Raw genomic sequence first — 18,907 nt, forward strand, 5'->3', positions numbered from 1 at the left:
CCGTCACCGTTCGTCGCGAATTGGCGAGAACGGAGCGCTGACTTCCGGATCGCGTGACCGGCGAGTCCATGACCCACGGGTACGGAGTGCACCCGTGAGTCAGACGAGACGGACGGGTTTGTCGGTGCGGACGCCCACCGAGGCGAGCCACGAACGCAGCGGTCCGGCGTCGCCGTCCTCGACCAGACTGAGGACCGGGCTGCCGAGATCGGCCCGGCGCTCGCCGTCGACCAGCAGCGCGGGCCCGTCGAGCCAGTCCAGGCCGGGCGCCGCACCTGCCGTGTCCACGGCGGCGCAGCAGACCATCGCCGCAACATGGTCGGCGAGCAGCTCCGTACCCGTACGGGGCGGTTGGAGCGGGAAAAGCGGCAGCGGGTCGGATCCCCAGAAGTCCAGGACATCTCCGCCGGAGGCCGTGCAGGCACCGGAGACACCGGCTGCCGCGAGGCCCGGCGGGAGCTGCGGGGCCGTGGCCTCCTCGCGGGCCACGGCGGCACTGATCCCCGCGGCGAGCTCCTCGCTGCGGCCGCCCCGGCCGACCAGATGCTCGACGACCCGAGCCAGTGTCGGCACGGCGACGTCCACGGGATCGGCGCCGTGCGATCCCTGGGTCGCACGGGCTCCGTCCTCCTCCGCGACCGTCGGCGCATGCCGTACGCCCAGTGCGTCCATGACGCGGTGCAGACGGGCCGCTTCGGTGCGCCACTTCCGGTCGACGACCTCCTCCGGATACTGCTGCCAGTCGACCGGGGACCAGTCGGGACCGGTCTCCGCCGGGCCGCCGTGGAAGAGCCGGGCGGCCAGCAGCGAGGCCGCTTCGTCGGCCGCTCCGGGCTCCTCCAGGAGGTCGCAGGCGGGGCGCTCGCCGAGCCGGGAGGTGAAGCCCTCGGCGAGCCGGTCGCGCCGGGAGAGTTCGGTGAGGGCGGAGACGACGCCGGCGTCGAGCCGGGACGGCCAGCGGCCCATCCGCCAAGCCGGCAGCGCCACCCGGGTGAGCAGCCGGTCCCAGCCCGCGTAGGCGAGACCGACCTGCTCCTGGGCGACGATCCGCAGCCCGTAGTCCACAGCCTGTGCACGCTCGGACGCGGCGGCGGCGACAGCCCGCTCCATTGCTGCGGCATGACCACGACAGGTGCGGAGCAGTAGCCGGGCGATCCAGCCGACGAAGCGGCGCGGCACTCTGCGCAGCGTCGCGAGCGGTCCGGGCACGGGAGCGTCCGCGTCGGCGACCGCGCCGTCCAGCCCCCGTACGAAACGGCGGGCGGCGGCTATGTCGGGATGGACGGAGGGGCCCGTGCCCGCGACGACCGGGGCGAGCACCGCCCGTAGCTCCGCGACCCGCATCCACCACAGGAACGGCGAACCGATGACGAGCACGGGCGCCGCCTGCACGGCATGACGGCGGCTGCCGGAGACGGCGGGGCGGCCCACGGAGCCCTCCGCCCGCTGCGCGGAGGGGTGGGTGCGGTCCTCCAGCCAGCTGTCGCAGTCGGGCGTGAGAGCTATGGCCGACGGCGCCGGGACACCGAGCCGGTCGGCGAGGTCCCGGACCAGCCGGTAGAGATCGGGGGCGGCCTGCTCGCTGAGCGGGACCGTCGGACTGACCGCGGGTCTCGCCCGCGCGATCGCGACCGAGACCGCGACGGCGCCCAGCAGCACGAGCACAGCGCAGGCCGTCACCGCCCAGCGCACGGCGTACCAGCCGCCACCGCCGATACGGCCCTGCGCACCCGCGACGAGCAGTACGACGGCGACCGCCGCCGGCAGCAGGGCCGCGGCCGTTGCCCTGCTGCGAATGCGCAGCAGGGCGAGCGCTCGGGCGCGCGCAGCCTGCGCGCCCAGCTCCTCACCAGTACCGGTACCGGACACGGCCGGACGTCACCCCCTCTGCCCCCGCGGCGGGATTGCTCACTCCCCCACTGTGGCACCCGTCACAGACATCGCAATGCCGGTGGGCCAAGTGCCGGAACACCTGCGCCGCACCCTAGTTGGGGCCTCGGCGGGCGTCATCCGGATAGCCCATCCGTCACTCGATGGAATGGCTTTGGCTAAAGGTGCTGACGCGCCGGTACTCATAGGGCAAGGGCATGACGTCGCCCCCTCGGGCCCGAGGCCCGAGGGGGCGAAATGGAGGTACCGGAGCGGCCGATCAGGCTTCGGCGGCCTTTCGGGCGATGTCCGTACGGAACTGCGAGCCGTCGAGCCGGATCCGGGCGGCCGCCGTGTAGGCGCGCTCCCGGGCGGTGGCGAGGTCCTCGCCCGTCGCGGTCACGGACAGCACCCGGCCGCCCGCGCTGACGATCGTGTCGCCCTCCCGCCTGGTCCCGGCGTGCAGGACGTACGCATGCGGAGCGTCCTGCACCGCAACGTCGTCGAGACCGCCGATCGGGTCACCCGTCCTCGGCGTGTCCGGGTAGTTGTGCGAGGCGATGACCACGGTGACCGCGGCGGCGTCGCGCCACCTGAGCGGGGGCAGCTCGTCCAGGGTGCCGTTGGCGGAGCCCAGCAGAACACCGGCCAGAGGGGTCTTCAGCCGGGCCAGGACCACCTGGGTCTCCGGGTCGCCGAAGCGGGCGTTGAACTCGATGACCCGGACGCCCCGCGAAGTGATTGCGAGACCCGCGTACAGCAGCCCCGAGAAGGGGGTGCCACGGCGGCGGAGCTCGTCGACGGTCGGCTGCAGGACCGACTGCATGACCTCGTCGACCAGCTTGGGGTCGGCCCACGGCAGCGGGGAGTAGGCGCCCATGCCGCCGGTGTTCGGGCCCTCGTCGTTGTCGAGGGCCCGCTTGAAGTCCTGGGCGGGCTGGAGCGGCAGCACGGTGGTGCCGTCCGTGATCGCGAAGAGGCTCACCTCGGGGCCGTCGAGAAACTCCTCGATGACCACGCGGTCGCAGACCAGCGCGTGGGCGCGGGCCGCCTCGACATCGTCCGTGACGACGACGCCCTTGCCCGCCGCGAGTCCGTCGTCCTTGACGACGTACGGGGCACCGAAGGCATCGAGGGCCTCGTCGATCTCGGCGGGGGTGGTGCAGACATAGCTGCGGGCGGTGGGAACACCTGCCCCGGCCATCACGTCCTTGGCGAACGCCTTGGAGCCCTCCAGCTGGGCCGCCTCACCGGAGGGGCCGAAGCAGGGGATGCCCGCGGCGCGGACGGCGTCGGCGACCCCGGCGACCAGCGGCGCCTCCGGGCCGACGACCACCAGCTCGGCGCCCAGTTCGGTGGCGAGGCGCGCGACGGCGGCGCCGTCGAGTGCGTCGACCGGGTGCAGTTCGGCCACCTCTGCGATGCCGGCGTTGCCGGGAGCGCAGTACAGATCGGTGACGTCGGGGTCGAGGGAGAGAGAGCGGCACAGGGCGTGTTCGCGGGCGCCGCCGCCGATGACGAGGACCTTCACGGGGTGCAGCCTAGCCGCCGGGGCACGGCGGCCTTGACGGGCGCCGCTCCGTGGACACCCCGTGGAGCTGCTCCCGGACCGCTACTCGTTGGTGAACTCCTCGACGACCGTGGCGCCCAGCTCTCGGACGATCAGGTCGTGACCGGAGAGGGCGGAGTCGACCAGGTCCGGGTCGTCCGCCTCGGGGATGTCGTCCTCGGGCGCGACCGAACGCGGTGGCTCGGGGGCGTGCTGCGGCGGGGGTGCGGGCGCCGCGGCGGGTGCGGGACCGGTGCCCGGCTGCTGGTGCGGGGCCGGCGCGGGCGTGGGCCGGGACTCGTACTGCTGCGGGGCGGGCGCGGCCGGACGCTGCGGGGCGGCTGCGGCCGAGGGCCGGCCGCCGCCGGTCTGCGGAGGCTGCCCCGCGCCGCCCGACGGGTCGACGATCGCCTCGACCTTCCACTGCATGTTGAACTGCTCGGCGAGCGCCTGCTTCAGCACGTCCTCGCTGCCGCTGCTCGCGAAGTTGTCGCGGGCGCCCGCGTTGAGGAAGCCGATCTGCAGGGTGGTGCCGTCGAACCCGGTGACCTGAGCGTTCTGGCTGAGCAGGATCCAGGTGAACCGGCGCCGGTTCTTCACGGCCTCCAGGATGTCGGGCCACATGTTCCGCACCTGTGCGGCGCCCTGAGCCATCCCCGGGCCCGGCTCGGCCGCACCGGGAGCGGGCGCGGCGGCGGGCACGGGGGCGGGGGCGGGGGCGGGGGCCGCAGGCGTGACGGGGGCGGGGGCCTGACCTGGGGCGGATGCGGTCGGCCAGCCACCGGGCCGGCGCCCCGGCTCCGGCACGGCCGCGGCGGGCCAGGCCCCGGGACGCTGACCGCCGGAGGGAGTCTCGGCGGGTGGCTGCGGTGCGGGGGCGGGTGCCACGTACTGCACAGGCTGCGCGGGCGCGACCGGTGCCGCGGGTGCGGCGGACACGGGCGCGGCCTCGGGTACGTCCCCCCGTACGGCGGCCCGGGCGGCAGCGACGCCGCCGCCCGGCGGAACCATGGCCACGGGCGCGTGCGCCTCCGCCTCCCGCCCGGGTACGTACCCCACGGCGGGCCCGGCTCCGGCCGTCGCGAACGAGGCACCGCGCTCCAGCCGGTCCAGCCGGGCCTGCAGCGAGCGCTCGTCGTCGAAGGCGGCGGGCAGCAGCACCCTGGCGCAGATCAGCTCGACCTGGAGACGCGGCGAGGTGGCCCCACGCATCTCCGTAAGCCCTTCGTTGACGAGGTCGGCGGCGCGGCTCAGTTCGGCGGCGCCGAAGACGGACGCCTGGGCCTGCATCCGCTCGACCACGTCGGCCGGTGCGTCGATCAGCCCCTTCTCCCCGGCGTCCGGCACCGCGGCCAGGATCACCAGGTCGCGCAGCCGCTCCAGCAGGTCGGCGACGAAGCGCCGCGGGTCGTTGCCGCCCTCGATCACCCGGTCCACGGCCTCGAAGGCCGCGGCCCCGTCGCCCGCCGCGAACGCGTCCACGATGGAGTCGAGCAGCGAGCCGTCCGTATAACCGAGCAGCGACGTCGCCATGGCATATGTCACACCGTCGTCGCCCGCGCCGGCCAGCAGCTGGTCCATGACGGACATCGAGTCACGCACGGAACCGGCGCCGGCCCGCACGACCAGCGGCAGGACGCCGTCCTCGACGTAGCTGTTCTCCTTGCCGCAGACCTCGGCCAGATATTCGCGCAGCGTCCCCGGCGGTACGAGGCGGAACGGGTAGTGGTGCGTACGCGACCGGATCGTGCCGATGACCTTCTCGGGCTCGGTGGTCGCGAAGATGAACTTGAGATGCTCCGGCGGCTCCTCGACCACCTTCAGCAGGGCGTTGAACCCCGCCGATGTGACCATGTGCGCCTCGTCGATGATGTAGATCTTGTAACGACTCGACGCAGGCCCGAAGAACGCCTTCTCCCGCAGATCACGGGCATCGTCCACGCCACCGTGCGATGCGGCGTCGATCTCGATGACATCGATCGACCCCGGCCCGTTGCGCGCGAGGTCGCGGCAGGACTGGCACTCCCCGCACGGCGTCGGCGTGGGGCCCTGCTCACAGTTCAGACAGCGGGCGAGGATCCGCGCGCTGGTCGTCTTCCCGCAACCGCGCGGACCACTGAACAGGTACGCGTGATTGACCCGGTTGTTGCGCAGGGCCTGCTGCAGCGGGTCAGTGACATGCTCCTGCCCGATGACCTCGGCGAACGACTCGGGGCGGTAGCGGCGGTACAGCGCAAGGGACGACACACATACGAGGTTATCGGGGCGGACTGACAACCGGTCCCGGACCGGGAACACCACCGGGGAAGGAACGGCCGCACCGGGGAAGGAGCGGCCGCGGCGGCTCGCAAGCCGCCGCGGGAATCGACGCCACGGGCCGAACACGCAAGGGCCCCCCACGCACCCGCCAGAGCCAACCTACCCTTGCTGCCTTCCGGCCCTGGGGGAGTTCAGTCAGATAGCGCCACGTGAGGGGCTGGTGCCCACCTTAGCCGATCCCCACCCGGTCGAGTCCACCCGCCCGCCCTCCCGACCCCTCCCCGGGGAACGGGTTCGCGAGCACTCCTCAACGTCTTGTATTGTTTGCCGCGGAGGATTCGCCTAGTGGCCTAGGGCGCACGCTTGGAAAGCGTGTTGGGGGCAACCCCTCACGAGTTCGAATCTCGTATCCTCCGCCATTGCTCTCACCGGGCAATACGTCGAAGGGCCCCACCGCTTGCGGTGGGGCCCTTCGACGTATTGCCCGGCACTCCGGGCTTCCGGAGGAGACCTTCTCCGTCCCGCCGGACCACTGGTCGGTCCGACCGGACTTGGTGAGAACGAGGTCGGTGCGGCGCGGCGTGGATTTCGCCGCCTCCTGATTCGCGCTCCCGATGGTCACGGCTACTGCGTGCGCATCCGACGTGAGGCCCTGCCTCCGGCCGCGCGGCCGGAGGTCTGCGGCGGACGGATTCCCGGCCTTCTCGGCGCCGCTGCTGGGCCCATCCCTCTGTCGCGAGTACCCCCGAAGCCCACTCTGACCCGTTTACGAGCACATTGTGGAGGAATCAGGGGGATAGGACTATTCAGCCGCCGTGGCCTCACCATGCACAGCTTCACCTCTGGCCCATGCGGTTCCCCTCAAGCGAGAAAGGATGCAGGTCATGACAACACAAGCAGCCGAGCGCACCCTGGACGCCCTCGCACATGGCGAGCACCCCGTCTTCGAGCAGCTCGCACAGATGACCATCGAGACGCTGCCCAACTCCGGCCTGGACGAACGCACGTACCACCTCGTGCGGCTGGCTGCGCTCATCGCCATGGACGCCGCCCCGGCCTCGTACCTGGCCAATCTCAGTGTGGCGAAGGATGCCGGACTGACCGCCGAGGACGCCAAGGCCGTCTGCGTGGCGATCGCACCGATCGTCGGCAGTGCGCGGGTGGTCGACGCGGCAGGCAGCGTTCTGCGCGCCCTCGGCTTCGCCGAAGGCATCGAGCATCGAGCAGGGGGTGTGACCAGCACCGACGGACGGTCGGCCACCTAGGAGGAGTTCCGGCGCGCCAAGGCGCAGATCCTGCGCTGAGTCCCCCTGCACCAGGGAGCAGGTGAACCATCCTGACTCCCGACCCGGGTGACGGCACGCGTCCCACGCGACGGGCAGTACGGCGGGAAGCATCATGAACGCACCATCCAATTTTGCGACGCCTCATGGGCCGGCCGACCCCAATGACACGCTGGCCGATCTGGGCGGCTCATGGACGTGGACACTCGGGATCGCACTGGTGACCCTGGCGGCAGGGATCGTCGTGCTCGTCTGGCCGGACGAGACACTGCACGTCCTGGCGGTCGTCCTCGGCCTCTACCTGCTTGTCTCGGGTGCCTTCCACTTCGTCACGGCCTTCTCCCGGGACAGCGAGGGCAGCAGGACGGCGATGCGGGCGCTGGTTGCCGTACTGGCCATCCTGGCGGGAGTCCTGTGCCTGCGACACCCACTGCAGACCACCGCGCTGCTGTCGCTCATCCTCGGCGCCTACTGGCTGGTGTCGGGCCTGCTTGTGGCCTTCCTTGCCGGCTGGGGACGCGACATGCCGCATCGGGGGCTGGCCTTCGCCCTGGCCGCCCTCGGGATCGTGGCCGGCATCGTCGTGCTCGCGTATCCCGTGGAATCCGCGGTCGCGCTGGCCAGGCTGCTGGGGTTGTGGCTCGTCCTGCTGGGCCTGGGAGAACTGACGATGGCGTTCACACGGCGATCTGCGGCCAAGCGTTCCGCGCCCAGCGCCCGGCTGTCGACGTAGCGAAGGAGTACACCGGGTCCCACGTGTGGGCAGCGGGCCGCCGTCACCAGCGGGTCTACCCGATCGCCAACCGGGCCCGTGGCGGCAGCCGGGGCGGCCCCTCACCCCCGTATCCCTGCTGATGCGGGGTGACAGCTGACAGCCCTCAGTCATCGTCCTTCCCATGACCATGCTTCCGCTTTCCGTGCCCCTCCTCCTGCTCGTCGCCCAAGGTGTCGGCCGGGGATGCGGACGGGGTGAACTCGCGGGACGTCGCGCCAGGGGCGGTGGTGGAAGTGTCCGCTGACGGGGAAGGCGTGGCGCCCGGGGGTTGGGACTGTCCTCCGCCAGTGGAGAACAACCCCATGCCGAGCAGTGTGGAGGCAACGAAGACACCGAGTCCGGCGATCGCGACAGTCAGCATCCGGTGCTGCCGCATGAGCGCCCGCACGCGTACGGGCATCGATCGGACCTGAAGCGCCGCGGGCGGCTGCCCCTGCGGGGCCCGGTGCCGTCGATCCGCGGTGATCGGTTGATGCGTGGTACGGGGCAGCGCGTGCCCCGTGGCCGTACCCGCCTCAGGGGAAGTGGGCATCCGGTACGCGCCGTCGCGCCAGGCCGGACTGGTGAACCAGTCGGCGACATCCCGTGCGCTGGGGCGGTCCTCAGGCTGCTTGGCCAGCATCCGGAGCAGCTGCTCCTCGAACGCGCCGGGCAGCTCCGGGCGTCGCAGCGAGGGAGGCGCCGGCGGAGCGGTGACGTGCAGGTGGAGCAGGGCCGCCGCGTTGCCCGCCCGGAAAGGCGGTTCACCCACCAGCAGTTGATAGAGGACGCAGCCGAGAGCGTAGACGTCGGAGGCGGGCCCGGCAGGCCGGCCGAGCGCTCGCTCGGGGGCGAGGTAGAGGCTGGTACCCACGATCTGACCGGCGCCGGTGAGGGCGGTCGATGCCTCGTCGACGAACCGGGCGATCCCGAAATCACCGATCTTGACAGCCCCACCGGCATCCTGCATCAGGTTGCCGGGTTTGATGTCGCGGTGGATCACACCCTGCTGGTGGGCCGCGGCCATGCCGGCCGCTATCTGACCGGCGACGCCGGCGACCCGTTGCGGACTGAACGCTCCGGTCGCGGCCAGAACCTGGGCCAGGCTCTCCCCGTCGACCAGTTCCATGACGAGGTACAGACGGTCGTTCCAGGAACCGAAGTCGAACACCGTAACAACGTTGGGATGGTTGAGCTTCGCGGCTGTCTGCGCCTCCAGGCGAAAGCGTGCGGTCGCCTGCTCGTCGGCTCCGCCGTCAAGCATCAGCTTCACCGCCACCGGGCGGCCCAGCACGGCGTCCGTGGCCCGCCAGACCTCCCCCATCCCTCCACGGCCGATCTCTGCTTCCAACCGGTATCGATCCGCCACCAGCACTCGCAGACCACCCTCAGTTTCGTTCAGTCATCTCGCAGCCGCCCGGACAGGCTCTGCCTGGCACGGGCCCGAGCCAGGCACCAGCGTAATGATCTCCGCAGGCCGCCGGATCGCCGGCCGGGACGGCAACGAACCGGGGGGCCGGACAGCCGCACCGGCGGGGAACCGGCGCGCGGGCCGAGGCCCTTGGGAAGACCGGCCGAGGACGTAGCGCCGACCCCTCGGGGTGACCACCCCGGTCACCCCGGCCCGGCTCCTCGCGTGATCGTGCCGTCCCCGCAAGGGAAACTCCCTCCGCACTTGTCACCGTCATGCCATACGCTGCCCGGGAGCAGCCGCGCCCCGCGCGTCACCGCACGTCCGCGGTCACACCCGGGTGCTGCGCGGCGCTCTCAACTCCCGGTCATCCACCGGGTTTTCCTGTGGGGGGTACAACACTGTGCGCACGCGCAGCATCTCGACCGCGACAGCGCTCGCGGTCCTCTTCAGCTCGGCGGCACTGAGCGTCGTCGCAGCCGGATCCGCCTCGGCCGCCTCCGCCGCCGTCGCCTCGCCCGGTGGCATCGTTGCGGACGGCGCCCTCAAGCGGGTCTTCGTCGGCGACCGCTCGGCCGGGAAGATCCTGGCCGCCGACTACACCGGCGCCCTCGTCGACTCGGTGAGCGGCGTCAGCGGGGTCTCCGGTCTGGTGGTGTCCGACGACGGCGCCACCCTGTATGCGGCCGCGGAGGGCAGCCACGAGATCGTGGCCCTCGACGCGGCCACCCTCGACGTCAAGGCCCGCTACGCCGTCGCCACCGACACGGGCCCGCGCCACGTCGCCTTCGCCGGCGGCAAGGTCTGGTTCACCTACGGCGACCAGTGGGACGGCAACCTGGGCTCGGTCGACCCGGCGGTGGACCCGGCGAGCGGAACCGACGCGGTGACGCTCGGGCAGTTCCCGCAGCCGTCCCCCGGCATCTGGGGCCCGGCGCTCCTCGACACCGACCCGTCCGCGCCCGGCCTGCTGGCCATCGGCCAGACCGGCATTTCCACGGACTCGATGGCCGTCGTCGACGTCTCCGGCACCACGACGCAGTTGACTGCCTGGTACTCCGGCGACTACACGCTGAACCAGGGCATCGGAGACATCGACCTCGTGCCCGGCGCCCCGGAGGTGCTGGTCAACGGTATGCAGCGGGACGCCTACGCGGACGGGAAGTTCACCGCCGCCGGCGCCTACCCTTCCGGACAGCGGGCCGACATCGCCGCCGACGGACTGGTCGCCCAGGTGAGCGGCGCCAAGGTGGCCGTCTACCGGCCCGGCGCCACGCAGCCGCTCCGCACCTACGCCACCACGTCCGGCACGGCCGACCTGACGTGGGCCCCGGACTCCTCACGGATCTTCGCGCTCGTGGGGACGAGCGGCGGCTACACCCTCAAGGCGCTCACCGACCCGACGCTGAACGTCCCGAGCCTGACGGTGAACGCACCGTCGACCGCCACGCGCGGCAAGCAGCTCACCGTGACCGGGAAGCTGTCGGCGACGGTGCCGCTGCCGAGCGGTGCCAAGCTGCAGGTCACCCGCAGCGACCTGGAGAGCCCCAGCGGCAAGGCGCTGCCCGCCGTCACGGTGAAGGCGGACGGCTCCTACACCTTCACGGACACCCCGCCGGCCGGCGGCACGGTCACGTACAAGGTCGCCTACGCGGGCGACGCCGGGCACACTGCGGTCAGCGCGTCCGACAAGGTCTCGGTTCCCCGTACCAAGCCGACGCTGACCCTGAACAAGAACGGCAACGTCTACAACTACGGCGCCGACGTCTCCTTCACCGCGCACCTCGGCTCGACGTACAAGAACCGCACGGTCGAGATCTGGGCGAACCCCTTCGGCGGCGACAAGCCCAACAAGCTGCTGAAGACCGGGACGGTCAACTCCAGCGGCAACATCTCCGCGACGGTGGACATGACGCGGGACACGGAGGTCACCGCGGTCTTCAAGGGGGACGCCCGCACCGCGCCCAGGACGGTGAAGTCCACGGCGTACGCCAGGGTCAAGATCTCCACCGCCGTCTCCAAGCACTACAAGACGGCCAAGATCGGCTCGACGTCGTACTACTGGTTCCACAAGAGCACCGACCCGCTGCTCACGACGACCATGACCTACTACAAGGGGCGTAAGCAGCGCTTCGACCTGCAGGTCTACTCGGGCGGAAAGTGGTACTCCGCCGACTCGGAGTACTTCCCGATCGGCACGAACGGAAAGTCGGCCGTACGTCTGGAGGCGCCGGGGCAGTCCGGCATCAGGGCGCGGATGCGGTCGGTGTACGTCAACGGGTCGTCCGGCGACACCGTGAACACGACGACGTACGGGTCCTGGAAGTACCTGTACTTCTCCAAGTAGGCGGTTACGTCCGGATCGATCACCTCGCGGACCGGACGCCTCATGTAGGGCCCCACCGCTTGCGGTGGGGCCCTACGACGTTCACCGCAGCCCACGGGAAGGGTTCTTGACGGCTTCTTCATAGGTCCTTCATAGGAGCGGTCCTACATTCCTTGACGTCCGGCCACAACGGGGGCCGGACGGCGACCCAAGTGTGAGGAACCCATGAGGATGAGTTCGCGTCGGCGGTTCGGGGGCCGGCTGGTGCTGGCCGGGATGGCGTCGGCGGTGGCGTTGGTGGTCACCGGCTGCGGAGGCGGCGGGAACGGGGGGGACGAGGTCGCGTCCGCGGAAGGCGGCAGGACCAGCGCCAAGGCCTCCACCAGCAGTTCGGGCGAGTTGGCCGAGTACGTCGAGGCGCAGCGCAAGTGGGTCACGTGCCTGCGTGACGAGGGGCTCGACGCTCCTGACCCTGATGCCAAGGGCAAAGTCGAACTCGGCGACCAGTCCAAATGGAAGCGCGACCCGAAGGCCCTCAAGGCACAGGAGAAGTGCGCGGACCTCAGTGTGCCCGTCCCGGAGAGCGTCGAGAAGGCGCAGCAGCCCGAGCTCACCAAGGAAGAGATCCGGAAGAACCAGCAGTACGCGGAGTGCATGCAGGAGCACGGCGCCCCCGACTTCCCCGACACCGGTGCGGACGGCCACTTCCGCGACGTCACATGGGATTCGACGTCGGCGGGTGCCAAGCGGGCCACACGCGCCTGCGCCTCGATCATCGGCATCCCGGACGACGCGCCCACGCCCCAGGGCTGACGGGACGAGCAACCGTGGATGTCATGAGGGATGCGGGCCAGGGGCGCGCAGAAGGTGAAGACGGGGCGGACGACCGTGCCGACGGCAGGAGAACGGGGAGGCGCAGGCGTGGCCCGCTCCTCATAACGGCCGGTTTCTTTCTGGTCGCCGTGGTCAGCACGGTCGGAGCCCTGGGGCTCGGCGGAGGCGGTACGGACGACAACGGCGCGGCGCCGGGCAGAAGCAGCGAAGTGGTGCAGGTGACCCGGGACACGCTGACCGATCAGACCGAGGTCGATGGCCAACTCGGCCATGGCCCGGAGGTTCCGTTCCAGATCAAGGCGGAGGGCACGGTGACGTGGCTGCCGGCGACCGGCAGGACGGTGCGGCGGGGGGAGAAAGTGCTGCGGGTCGACGACCGCCCGGTGGTCCTGCTCTACGGAAGCCTGCCCATGTACCGGGACTTGGGAGTGACGGAGGCAGCGCCCGAAGGCGAAGTCGCGACCGGTGGCAAGGGCGGTCAGGACGGCGGCACCGGGTCCGGCCAGGACAGTGGTAGCGACAGCGGTGCCACGGGCGGCGGCGCGGCGAACGCCGACAGCGCCGGGACGGTTCAAGGAGCCGGGACACCGCGGCAGTCGACGCCGCTGCACGGCATGGACGTCAAGCAGTTCGAGAGCAACCTCAGCGCCCTCGGCTACTCGGGCTTCACCGTGGACGAGTCGTACACCGTGCTGACGGCCAACGCGGTCAAGCGCTGGCAGAAGGACCTGGGCCTGCCCCAGACGGGCAGGGTCGATGCCGGTGACATCGTCTACGCACCCGGCGCTGTGCGGATCGCGGGCACCAGCGCGCTGGTCGGAGCCGAAGCTTCCGGCAACCCGCTCACGTACACCACCACGTCGCGCATGGTCACCGTGAACGTACCGGCCACGGACACGAATTGGGCTCAGCGGGGCAGCGAGGTCGCGGTGGACCTTCCGGACGGGCGTTCGGTCAAGGGCGAGATCGCGAGCGTGGGCAAGGACGCGTCGTCGTCCGGTGCCTCGGGCGGCGGGGACGCCGCAGGAGGGGGCGGCGCGGACGGTGGTGGCGACGGCTCGGCGGGCAAGACGGCCACCGTGTCCGTGGTGATCACCTTCGATGACCAGGACGCGCTGGGCAGCCTGGAGAGCGGCCCGGTCACGGTCCGCCACGTGGTCAAGGAGCGCAAGGGGGTGCTGACCGTTCCGGTCGCTGCCCTGGTGGCTCTGGCCGAGGGCGGCTACGGCCTGGAGCTCGCCGGAGGAAGCGAGGACGGTGGTGGCGGAGACAGCGGATCCAGCCGCTTCGTGCCCGCGAAGACCGGTCTGTACGCGGGAGGCAAGGTCGAGGTGAGCGGCCCCCGGGTCCACGAAGGCATGAAGGTGAGGATCCCCAAGTGACCTCGCCTCCCGGCAAGCCCGATACCCCCGTCGTCCAGTTCACCGCCGTGTCCAAGACCTACCCCGGCCGTGTCTCAGCGGTCAGCGGGGTCGACCTGGCCATTTCGTACGGAGAGCTGGCCTGTGTCGTCGGCCCTTCCGGGTCGGGCAAGTCGACGATGCTGCATCTGATGGGAACCCTGGACAGGCCGTCCAGCGGCCGGATCGCCATAGACGGTCACGAGATCGCCGAGCTGTCCGACCGTGAGGTCTCCGCGCTCCGTGCACAGCGGATCGGTTTTGTCTTCCAGCAGTTCCACCTGGCCATGGGGGTACCGGTGCTGGACACGGTCGCCGACGGCCTGCTGTACGCGGGCGTGCCCTTGCGGGAACGCCGGCGCAGGGCCGCGCGGGCACTGACCCGAGTCGGGCTCGACCACCGGCTCGACCACCTCCCCCACCAGCTTTCCGGAGGCGAGCGGCAACGTGCGGCGGTCGCCCGCGCGGTGATCGGTGAACCGGCCCTGCTGCTCGCCGACGAACCCACCGGCAACCTCGACTCGGCCTCCGGCGCGGCGGTCCTGGAGCTGCTGCGGGAGTTGCATGCGGCCGGCACCACGGTGGTGGTCATCACGCACGACCGGGAGATGGCCGAGGCGTTCGACCGGAAGGTGGAAATGCGCGACGGCCGGATCGTGGCCGACAGCGGTCATCCCCCGGTGGTCGGCACCGGAGTCCTGACATGAGCCGCAGGCGCCGGGCAGCCGTGCTGCGCCCCGCCCGGCTGCGCCCCGCCGACATCGTCCGGCTCGGCGGGACCGGGCTGCGGACCCGGCCGCTGCGTGTGTTCCTGTCCGCGCTGGGCATCGCGATCGGTGTGGCGGCAATGGTCGCCGTCGTCGGCATTTCCAGCTCCAGCCGCGCCGAGGTCGACCGCAAGCTCGACCAGCTGGGCACCAACATGCTGCGCGTCGCCCCGGGCCAGACCCCCGAGGGCGAAACGACCCGCCTCCCCAAGGAAGCGGTGCCCATGATCGGGCGTATCGGCCCGGTGCAGCAGGTGGCGGCGACCGGCACGGTCAAGGGCGCCGCGGTCTACCGCAACGAGCATGTGCCGGTCGGACGGACCAGCAGTGTCGAGGTCGCGGCGGCCGGGTCGCAGCTGCTGCCGGCGATCGGCGGAAGGGTGCGTACCGGCCGGTGGCTCGAGTCGGCGACCGAGGAGTATCCGGCCGTGGTGCTCGGCGCTCAGGCGGCCCGGCGACTCGACGTCTATACGCCGGGGACGCGGCTCTGGCTGGGCGGAAAGTGGTTCTCCCTGGTCGGAGTACTCGAACCGATGCCGCTGGCGCCGGAGGTCGACAGCTCGGCACTGGTCGGCTGGAAGGCCGCAGAGACGTATCTGGGCTTCGACGGCCACCCGTCGACCGTCTACGTGCGCGCTCGGGACGACCAGGTGGCGGCGGTGCGGGGTGTACTCGCGGCGACGGCGAACCCCGAGAAGCCGAGTGGCGTGCTGGTCTCCCGGCCCTCCGACGCGCTGGCCGCACGGGAGGCCACGGAGTCGGCGCTGACCGGACTGCTGCTCGGACTCGGCGGGGTCGCGCTCCTGGTGGGCGGGGTCGGCGTAGGCAACACCATGGTCATCTCGGTGCTCGAACGCCGCCCGGAGATCGGCCTGCGCCGGGCGCTCGGCGCCACCAGCGGCCAGATCCGCGGCCAGTTCGTCTCCGAATCGCTGCTGTTGTCCGCACTGGGCGGCCTCGGCGGAACGGTCCTCGGCACGGCCATCACCGCCGGGTACGCATACGTACGGCAATGGCCGACCGAGGTCCCGGTGTGGGCGGCGGCGGCCGGGATCGCCGTCACACTGCTGATCGGGGCGATCGCCGGGCTCTACCCGGCGGTGCGGGCCGGACGCCTGGCACCCACAGAGGCGCTCGCGGGGACCTGACCGGGCCGCAGCGCCCCGGGCCGGACAGGTCAGTGCGCGTCTGCCGGAGCCGTGGAGAGCACGACGGTGAAGGTCGTCCCGACACCCACCGTGCTCTCCACGTCGATCGTCCCCCGGTGATCGGTCACGATCTGCCGGGCGATGGAGAGCCCCAGGCCACTGCCGCCGGTGGCGCGGCCCCGGGCCGCATCCGCCCGCCAGAACCGGTCGAAGAGGTGGGGCAGATGCTCGGCCGGTATCCCCTTGCCGGTGTCCCTCACCCGAAGGACCGCCGAGTCGCCGTGCCGGACCACAGCCAGCGTCACGGTGCCGCCCGGCGCCGTGGCCCGTAGGGCGTTGCCGACGAGATTGCCGACGACCTGACGGAGCCGGTCCGTGTCGGCGTCCACGAACACCTGCTGCGGCGCCTCCAGCTCCAGGACCACACCAGCTGTTTCGGCCTGGGCCCGATGGGCCGTACGACAGGTCTCCAGGACGTCGCGCAGATCGACAACAGCGTGGTGGTAGGTGAGTGCGCCGGCCTCGGCGAGCGCCAGGTCCTGCAGATCGTCCACGATCCGCTGCTGCAGCATCGCCTCCTCGTGGAGGGAGTCCAGCAGTTCGGGGGTCGGCTCGACGAACCCGTCCTGCAGCGCTTCCAGATAGCCGCGCAGATTGGCCAGCGGGGTACGCAGCTCGTGTGCGATGTCGCCGGTGAGGCGGCGCTGACGCTCCTCGCCGGCCTGGACGGAGTCGGCCATCCTGTTGAAGGCACGCCCGAGTTCGGCGATCTCATCCCGGCCGGAGACGGGAACCCGTCGCTCCAGATCTCCTTCCCCCAGCCCCCGGGCAGCCAGGGTCAGGGCACGTATCGGGCGCAGCACGGCCCTGCTCAGGAGCAGCCCGCCGAGGATGACGGCAAGGCTGACGCCCACCGCGACGACCACCGTGGGCGCGGCGGCCAAGGTGGGCGGCGACTCGTCCCGTACGCCGAGGCGGACCTGAAGGCGCGACGGCGCGACGGAGACGGTCCGCTCGTCGAAGACGCGCTGCAGACACGCGGCGAGACGCTGCTCGGACACGCACCGGGAGGCGGCGTCGTGATCCTGGGCGGCGCGCGGATCCACATCCGCTGTCGGCTCCTTGCACTGGGGTGACCGACGGTCCGTGCTGATGATCCGGGGGATGCCGATGCTGTTCGGCCGGGCCGTCACCTTGACGCCCGCCCGGGTCAGACAGGCCTGGTACGTCGCCACGGCACGGTACTCACCGATCGCGGCCACGGTGAGCTTGACCGAAGCCAGCGGTACCTTCCCCCTGGGCAACCGCAGCTCGGGGTGCGGGTTCACCAGGACCGGGGGCCGACTGCTCACCGCGCGGGGCTCGCGGCCGGCGAGGGCGTCGGAATCGGCCAGCAGTACGTCGGACTCCGTGGTGACCCGGATGCGTTGCCCGGTGTCCCTCTCCAGCTCACCCACCGTCGGTGCGACACCGTCCCAGGTGCCGTGCTCGAATCCGTAGGCATGGAGCTCCCCGGTGATCCGGGACACCTCCTGCTGCCCCGCACGGTCGGACTCGCGTACCTGACTGGTTATCTGACGCAAGGTCAACCATGCCGTGGCCGCCGTGGCTGCCATGGCGACCAGCATCAGCAGGCCGAGGACCCGAAGCCGGAAACTCACCGCACCTCACCGTCCCCGTTCGACAGCCGGTAGCCCCGCCCGTAGACGGTCTCCACATACCGCGTGCCGGCACGGCCCTTCTCCAGCTTCCGCCGCAGGTTCATCACATGGGCATCGACCGTGCGCTCCAGGACGTTCTGGTCGAACCCGAAGACCCGGTCGATGATCTGCGCCCTGGTGAACGCACGCCCCGGCTCCCCCGCGAGCACGGTCAGAATCGCGAACTCCTTGCCGGTCAGTACCACCGGCTCCCCCGCCACGCGAACTTCGAATCGGGAGGTGTCGACCTCCAGGTCCCCGACCGTGAGCACAGCGGACTCCGCGCGCCCGGCCGCCTTCGCCCTCCGCAGCAGCGCCCTGACCCGCGCGGTCAACTCCCGTGGGCTGTAAGGCTTGGTCATGTAGTCGTCGGCCCCGAGGTCGAGGCCGAGGAGCATGTCCTCCTCCGTGGCGCGCGCGGTGAGCAGCAGGATGGGCACCTGGGACTCGGCGCGCAGGATGCGGCATACGTCGAGACCGTCGACGTTCGGCATCATCACGTCGAGCACGATGAGGTCGGGCCGGGAGGACCGGGCCCGGTCGACCGCCGAACGGCCGTCGGCGACGATCTGGACCTCGTTCCCCTCCCGCTCCAGGTAGATCCGTATCAGTCGCGCCTGTTTCACGTCATCCTCGGCGACCAGAATGCGAGCGCTCAACGAGACTCCTCCGGCTGGAATTTCACAGAGTACTTGGTTAATTGGCGGGGTGAATGAGTCGCGCTCAGGCCTCAATACGGAATGAAACCGTCCATGGGCAGATCAGAAATGGCATGACCAATTCCGCACGAGGGCACGGTCCGAGGCCGAGCTTCGAGTCCACCCCACAGGTCGGATTCGGCCAGGGATTCCTCCCCTTCGGACGCCACCCCCACCGAACAAGGAGGACGAGGAAGGTCACGCACAAGGCTGCAATTCGGCCTGGCTCGGCACCCCGCATGACCTATTTTCGCCCTGATCATTTTCGGACTCGCTGAAATCAAATTTGGACATCTGCGATCGGAATCCTTTCTTCAGAATGCCCGGCTCGGAATCGTACTAGCGCCACCGCATCCCAAGTGATGCAGCGGCCACTGCTCCCCTTCCAGGACCACCTGTCACACGGGAGCAGGGAAAACAAAAGACAACCATGGGGGTTTCAATGAAGCGCCGAATCGCCGTCGTTCTGCCCGCGCTCGTGGCGGTGGCCGCGAGTATCCCGATCGCCCTCTCCACCACTCCGGCAGCGGCGTCCGCGGCCTGCGGCAAGACCGTCGCCGACAAGGACGGCAGCGCCTGGAACGCCACGGCCAACGGAGCCAACGAGCGCAGCGGCTCCAGCACCGGCTGTGCCATCAACGGGATCGCGTACTCCGGGCACAAGCTGGACTACCACTGCTACACGGTGGCCGGCGACTACACCTGGACGTACCTCAGGAACGACAGCACGGGTACCTACGGGTGGGTCCGTGACGACCTCCTGAGCGACTACGGAAGCTCTGTGTACTGCGGCTTCTGACCCTTTGGGGCCTGGGCACTCACCACCGGGAGCCAGGCTCCGAGTCAGGCGACATAGTGGCATGTCAGGGGCGGTCTCGCCGAGGTCGCCCCTGACCTCTGCCACTCGCC

The 18,907-nt window shown here is 70.9% G+C and carries 14 protein-coding genes, 1 tRNA gene and 1 other RNA gene; 9 read left to right on the top strand and 7 right to left on the bottom strand.

Features of this window, described 5'->3' with window-relative positions:
• Positions 1-99: 99 nt before the first annotated feature.
• The 4 genes from OG395_RS27130 to ffs form a co-directional block, all read right to left on the bottom strand.
• Complete coding sequence (locus OG395_RS27130) at positions 100-1,869, bottom strand: hypothetical protein (RefSeq protein WP_327245259.1); 1,770 nt, start codon at positions 1,867-1,869, stop codon at positions 100-102.
• A gap of 280 nt (positions 1,870-2,149) precedes the next feature.
• Positions 2,150-3,400, bottom strand: a complete 1,251-nt coding sequence (gene purD, locus OG395_RS27135; RefSeq protein ID WP_327245260.1) for a phosphoribosylamine--glycine ligase — start codon at positions 3,398-3,400, stop codon at positions 2,150-2,152.
• A gap of 81 nt (positions 3,401-3,481) precedes the next feature.
• Complete coding sequence (locus OG395_RS27140; RefSeq protein ID WP_327245261.1) at positions 3,482-5,665, bottom strand: DNA polymerase III subunit gamma and tau; 2,184 nt, start codon at positions 5,663-5,665, stop codon at positions 3,482-3,484.
• Positions 5,666-5,803: 138 nt separating this feature from the next.
• Positions 5,804-5,898, bottom strand: an RNA gene (gene ffs / locus OG395_RS27145) — signal recognition particle sRNA small type.
• A 110-nt stretch (positions 5,899-6,008) separates the two neighbouring features.
• Here ffs and OG395_RS27150 point away from each other — a divergent pair.
• The 3 genes from OG395_RS27150 (at position 6,009) to OG395_RS27160 (ending at position 7,693) form a co-directional block, all read left to right on the top strand.
• Positions 6,009-6,096 (top strand) — tRNA-Ser (locus OG395_RS27150).
• Between the two features lie 465 nt (positions 6,097-6,561).
• Positions 6,562-6,942 (top strand): carboxymuconolactone decarboxylase family protein, encoded by a 381-nt coding sequence (locus OG395_RS27155; protein ID WP_327245262.1) that lies wholly within the window; start codon positions 6,562-6,564, stop codon positions 6,940-6,942.
• Between the two features lie 133 nt (positions 6,943-7,075).
• The gene (locus OG395_RS27160) at positions 7,076-7,693 is read left to right on the top strand and encodes an HdeD family acid-resistance protein (protein ID WP_327245263.1); all 618 of its coding nucleotides are present in this window, start codon (positions 7,076-7,078) and stop codon (positions 7,691-7,693) included.
• A 145-nt stretch (positions 7,694-7,838) separates the two neighbouring features.
• Here OG395_RS27160 and OG395_RS27165 read toward each other — a convergent pair whose 3' ends face one another.
• Positions 7,839-9,038, bottom strand: coding sequence for a serine/threonine-protein kinase (locus tag OG395_RS27165; protein WP_442818606.1), 1,200 nt, complete (start codon positions 9,036-9,038; stop codon positions 7,839-7,841).
• 490 nt (positions 9,039-9,528) lie between these two features.
• On the opposite strand from OG395_RS27165, the gene OG395_RS27170 reads away from it, so the two are divergent.
• The 5 genes from OG395_RS27170 to OG395_RS27190 all read left to right on the top strand — a co-directional run bounded on the left by OG395_RS27170 (position 9,529) and on the right by OG395_RS27190 (position 15,600).
• Positions 9,529-11,472, top strand: coding sequence for a YncE family protein (locus tag OG395_RS27170; protein WP_327245265.1), 1,944 nt, complete (start codon positions 9,529-9,531; stop codon positions 11,470-11,472).
• Between the two features lie 210 nt (positions 11,473-11,682).
• Positions 11,683-12,264, top strand: coding sequence for a hypothetical protein (locus tag OG395_RS27175; protein ID WP_327245266.1), 582 nt, complete (start codon positions 11,683-11,685; stop codon positions 12,262-12,264).
• Between the two features lie 149 nt (positions 12,265-12,413).
• Positions 12,414-13,667 carry a peptidoglycan-binding domain-containing protein gene (locus tag OG395_RS27180; protein ID WP_327245267.1) on the top strand — a complete coding sequence of 418 codons (1,254 nt, stop codon included), beginning with the start codon at positions 12,414-12,416 and terminating at the stop codon, positions 13,665-13,667.
• On the top strand, positions 13,664-14,392 hold the full coding sequence (locus OG395_RS27185) for an ABC transporter ATP-binding protein (RefSeq protein ID WP_327245268.1): 729 nt from the start codon (positions 13,664-13,666) through the stop codon (positions 14,390-14,392). The genes OG395_RS27180 and OG395_RS27185 overlap by 4 nt, the downstream gene beginning before the upstream one ends.
• On the top strand, positions 14,389-15,600 hold the full coding sequence (locus tag OG395_RS27190) for an ABC transporter permease (RefSeq protein ID WP_327245269.1): 1,212 nt from the start codon (positions 14,389-14,391) through the stop codon (positions 15,598-15,600). Before OG395_RS27185 ends, OG395_RS27190 begins: the two co-directional genes overlap by 4 nt.
• 29 nt (positions 15,601-15,629) lie before the next feature.
• On the opposite strand, the gene OG395_RS27195 is transcribed toward OG395_RS27190, so the two are convergent.
• Both OG395_RS27195 and OG395_RS27200 read right to left on the bottom strand, forming a co-directional pair.
• On the bottom strand, positions 15,630-17,261 hold the full coding sequence (locus OG395_RS27195) for a sensor histidine kinase (RefSeq protein ID WP_327245270.1): 1,632 nt from the start codon (positions 17,259-17,261) through the stop codon (positions 15,630-15,632).
• A complete protein-coding gene (locus tag OG395_RS27200; RefSeq protein ID WP_327245271.1) occupies positions 17,258-17,959 on the bottom strand; it encodes a response regulator transcription factor in 702 nt (233 codons plus the stop codon). The genes OG395_RS27195 and OG395_RS27200 overlap by 4 nt, the downstream gene beginning before the upstream one ends.
• A gap of 481 nt (positions 17,960-18,440) precedes the next feature.
• Between OG395_RS27200 and OG395_RS27205 the strand changes: the two genes are divergently transcribed.
• The gene (locus tag OG395_RS27205; protein WP_266983464.1) at positions 18,441-18,797 is read left to right on the top strand and encodes an SH3 domain-containing protein; all 357 of its coding nucleotides are present in this window, start codon (positions 18,441-18,443) and stop codon (positions 18,795-18,797) included.
• Positions 18,798-18,907 lie beyond the last annotated feature (110 nt).

Origin of the sequence: Streptomyces sp. NBC_01320 (assembly GCF_035974375.1) — a bacterium.
GTDB lineage: Bacteria > Actinomycetota > Actinomycetes > Streptomycetales > Streptomycetaceae > Streptomyces > Streptomyces yanii.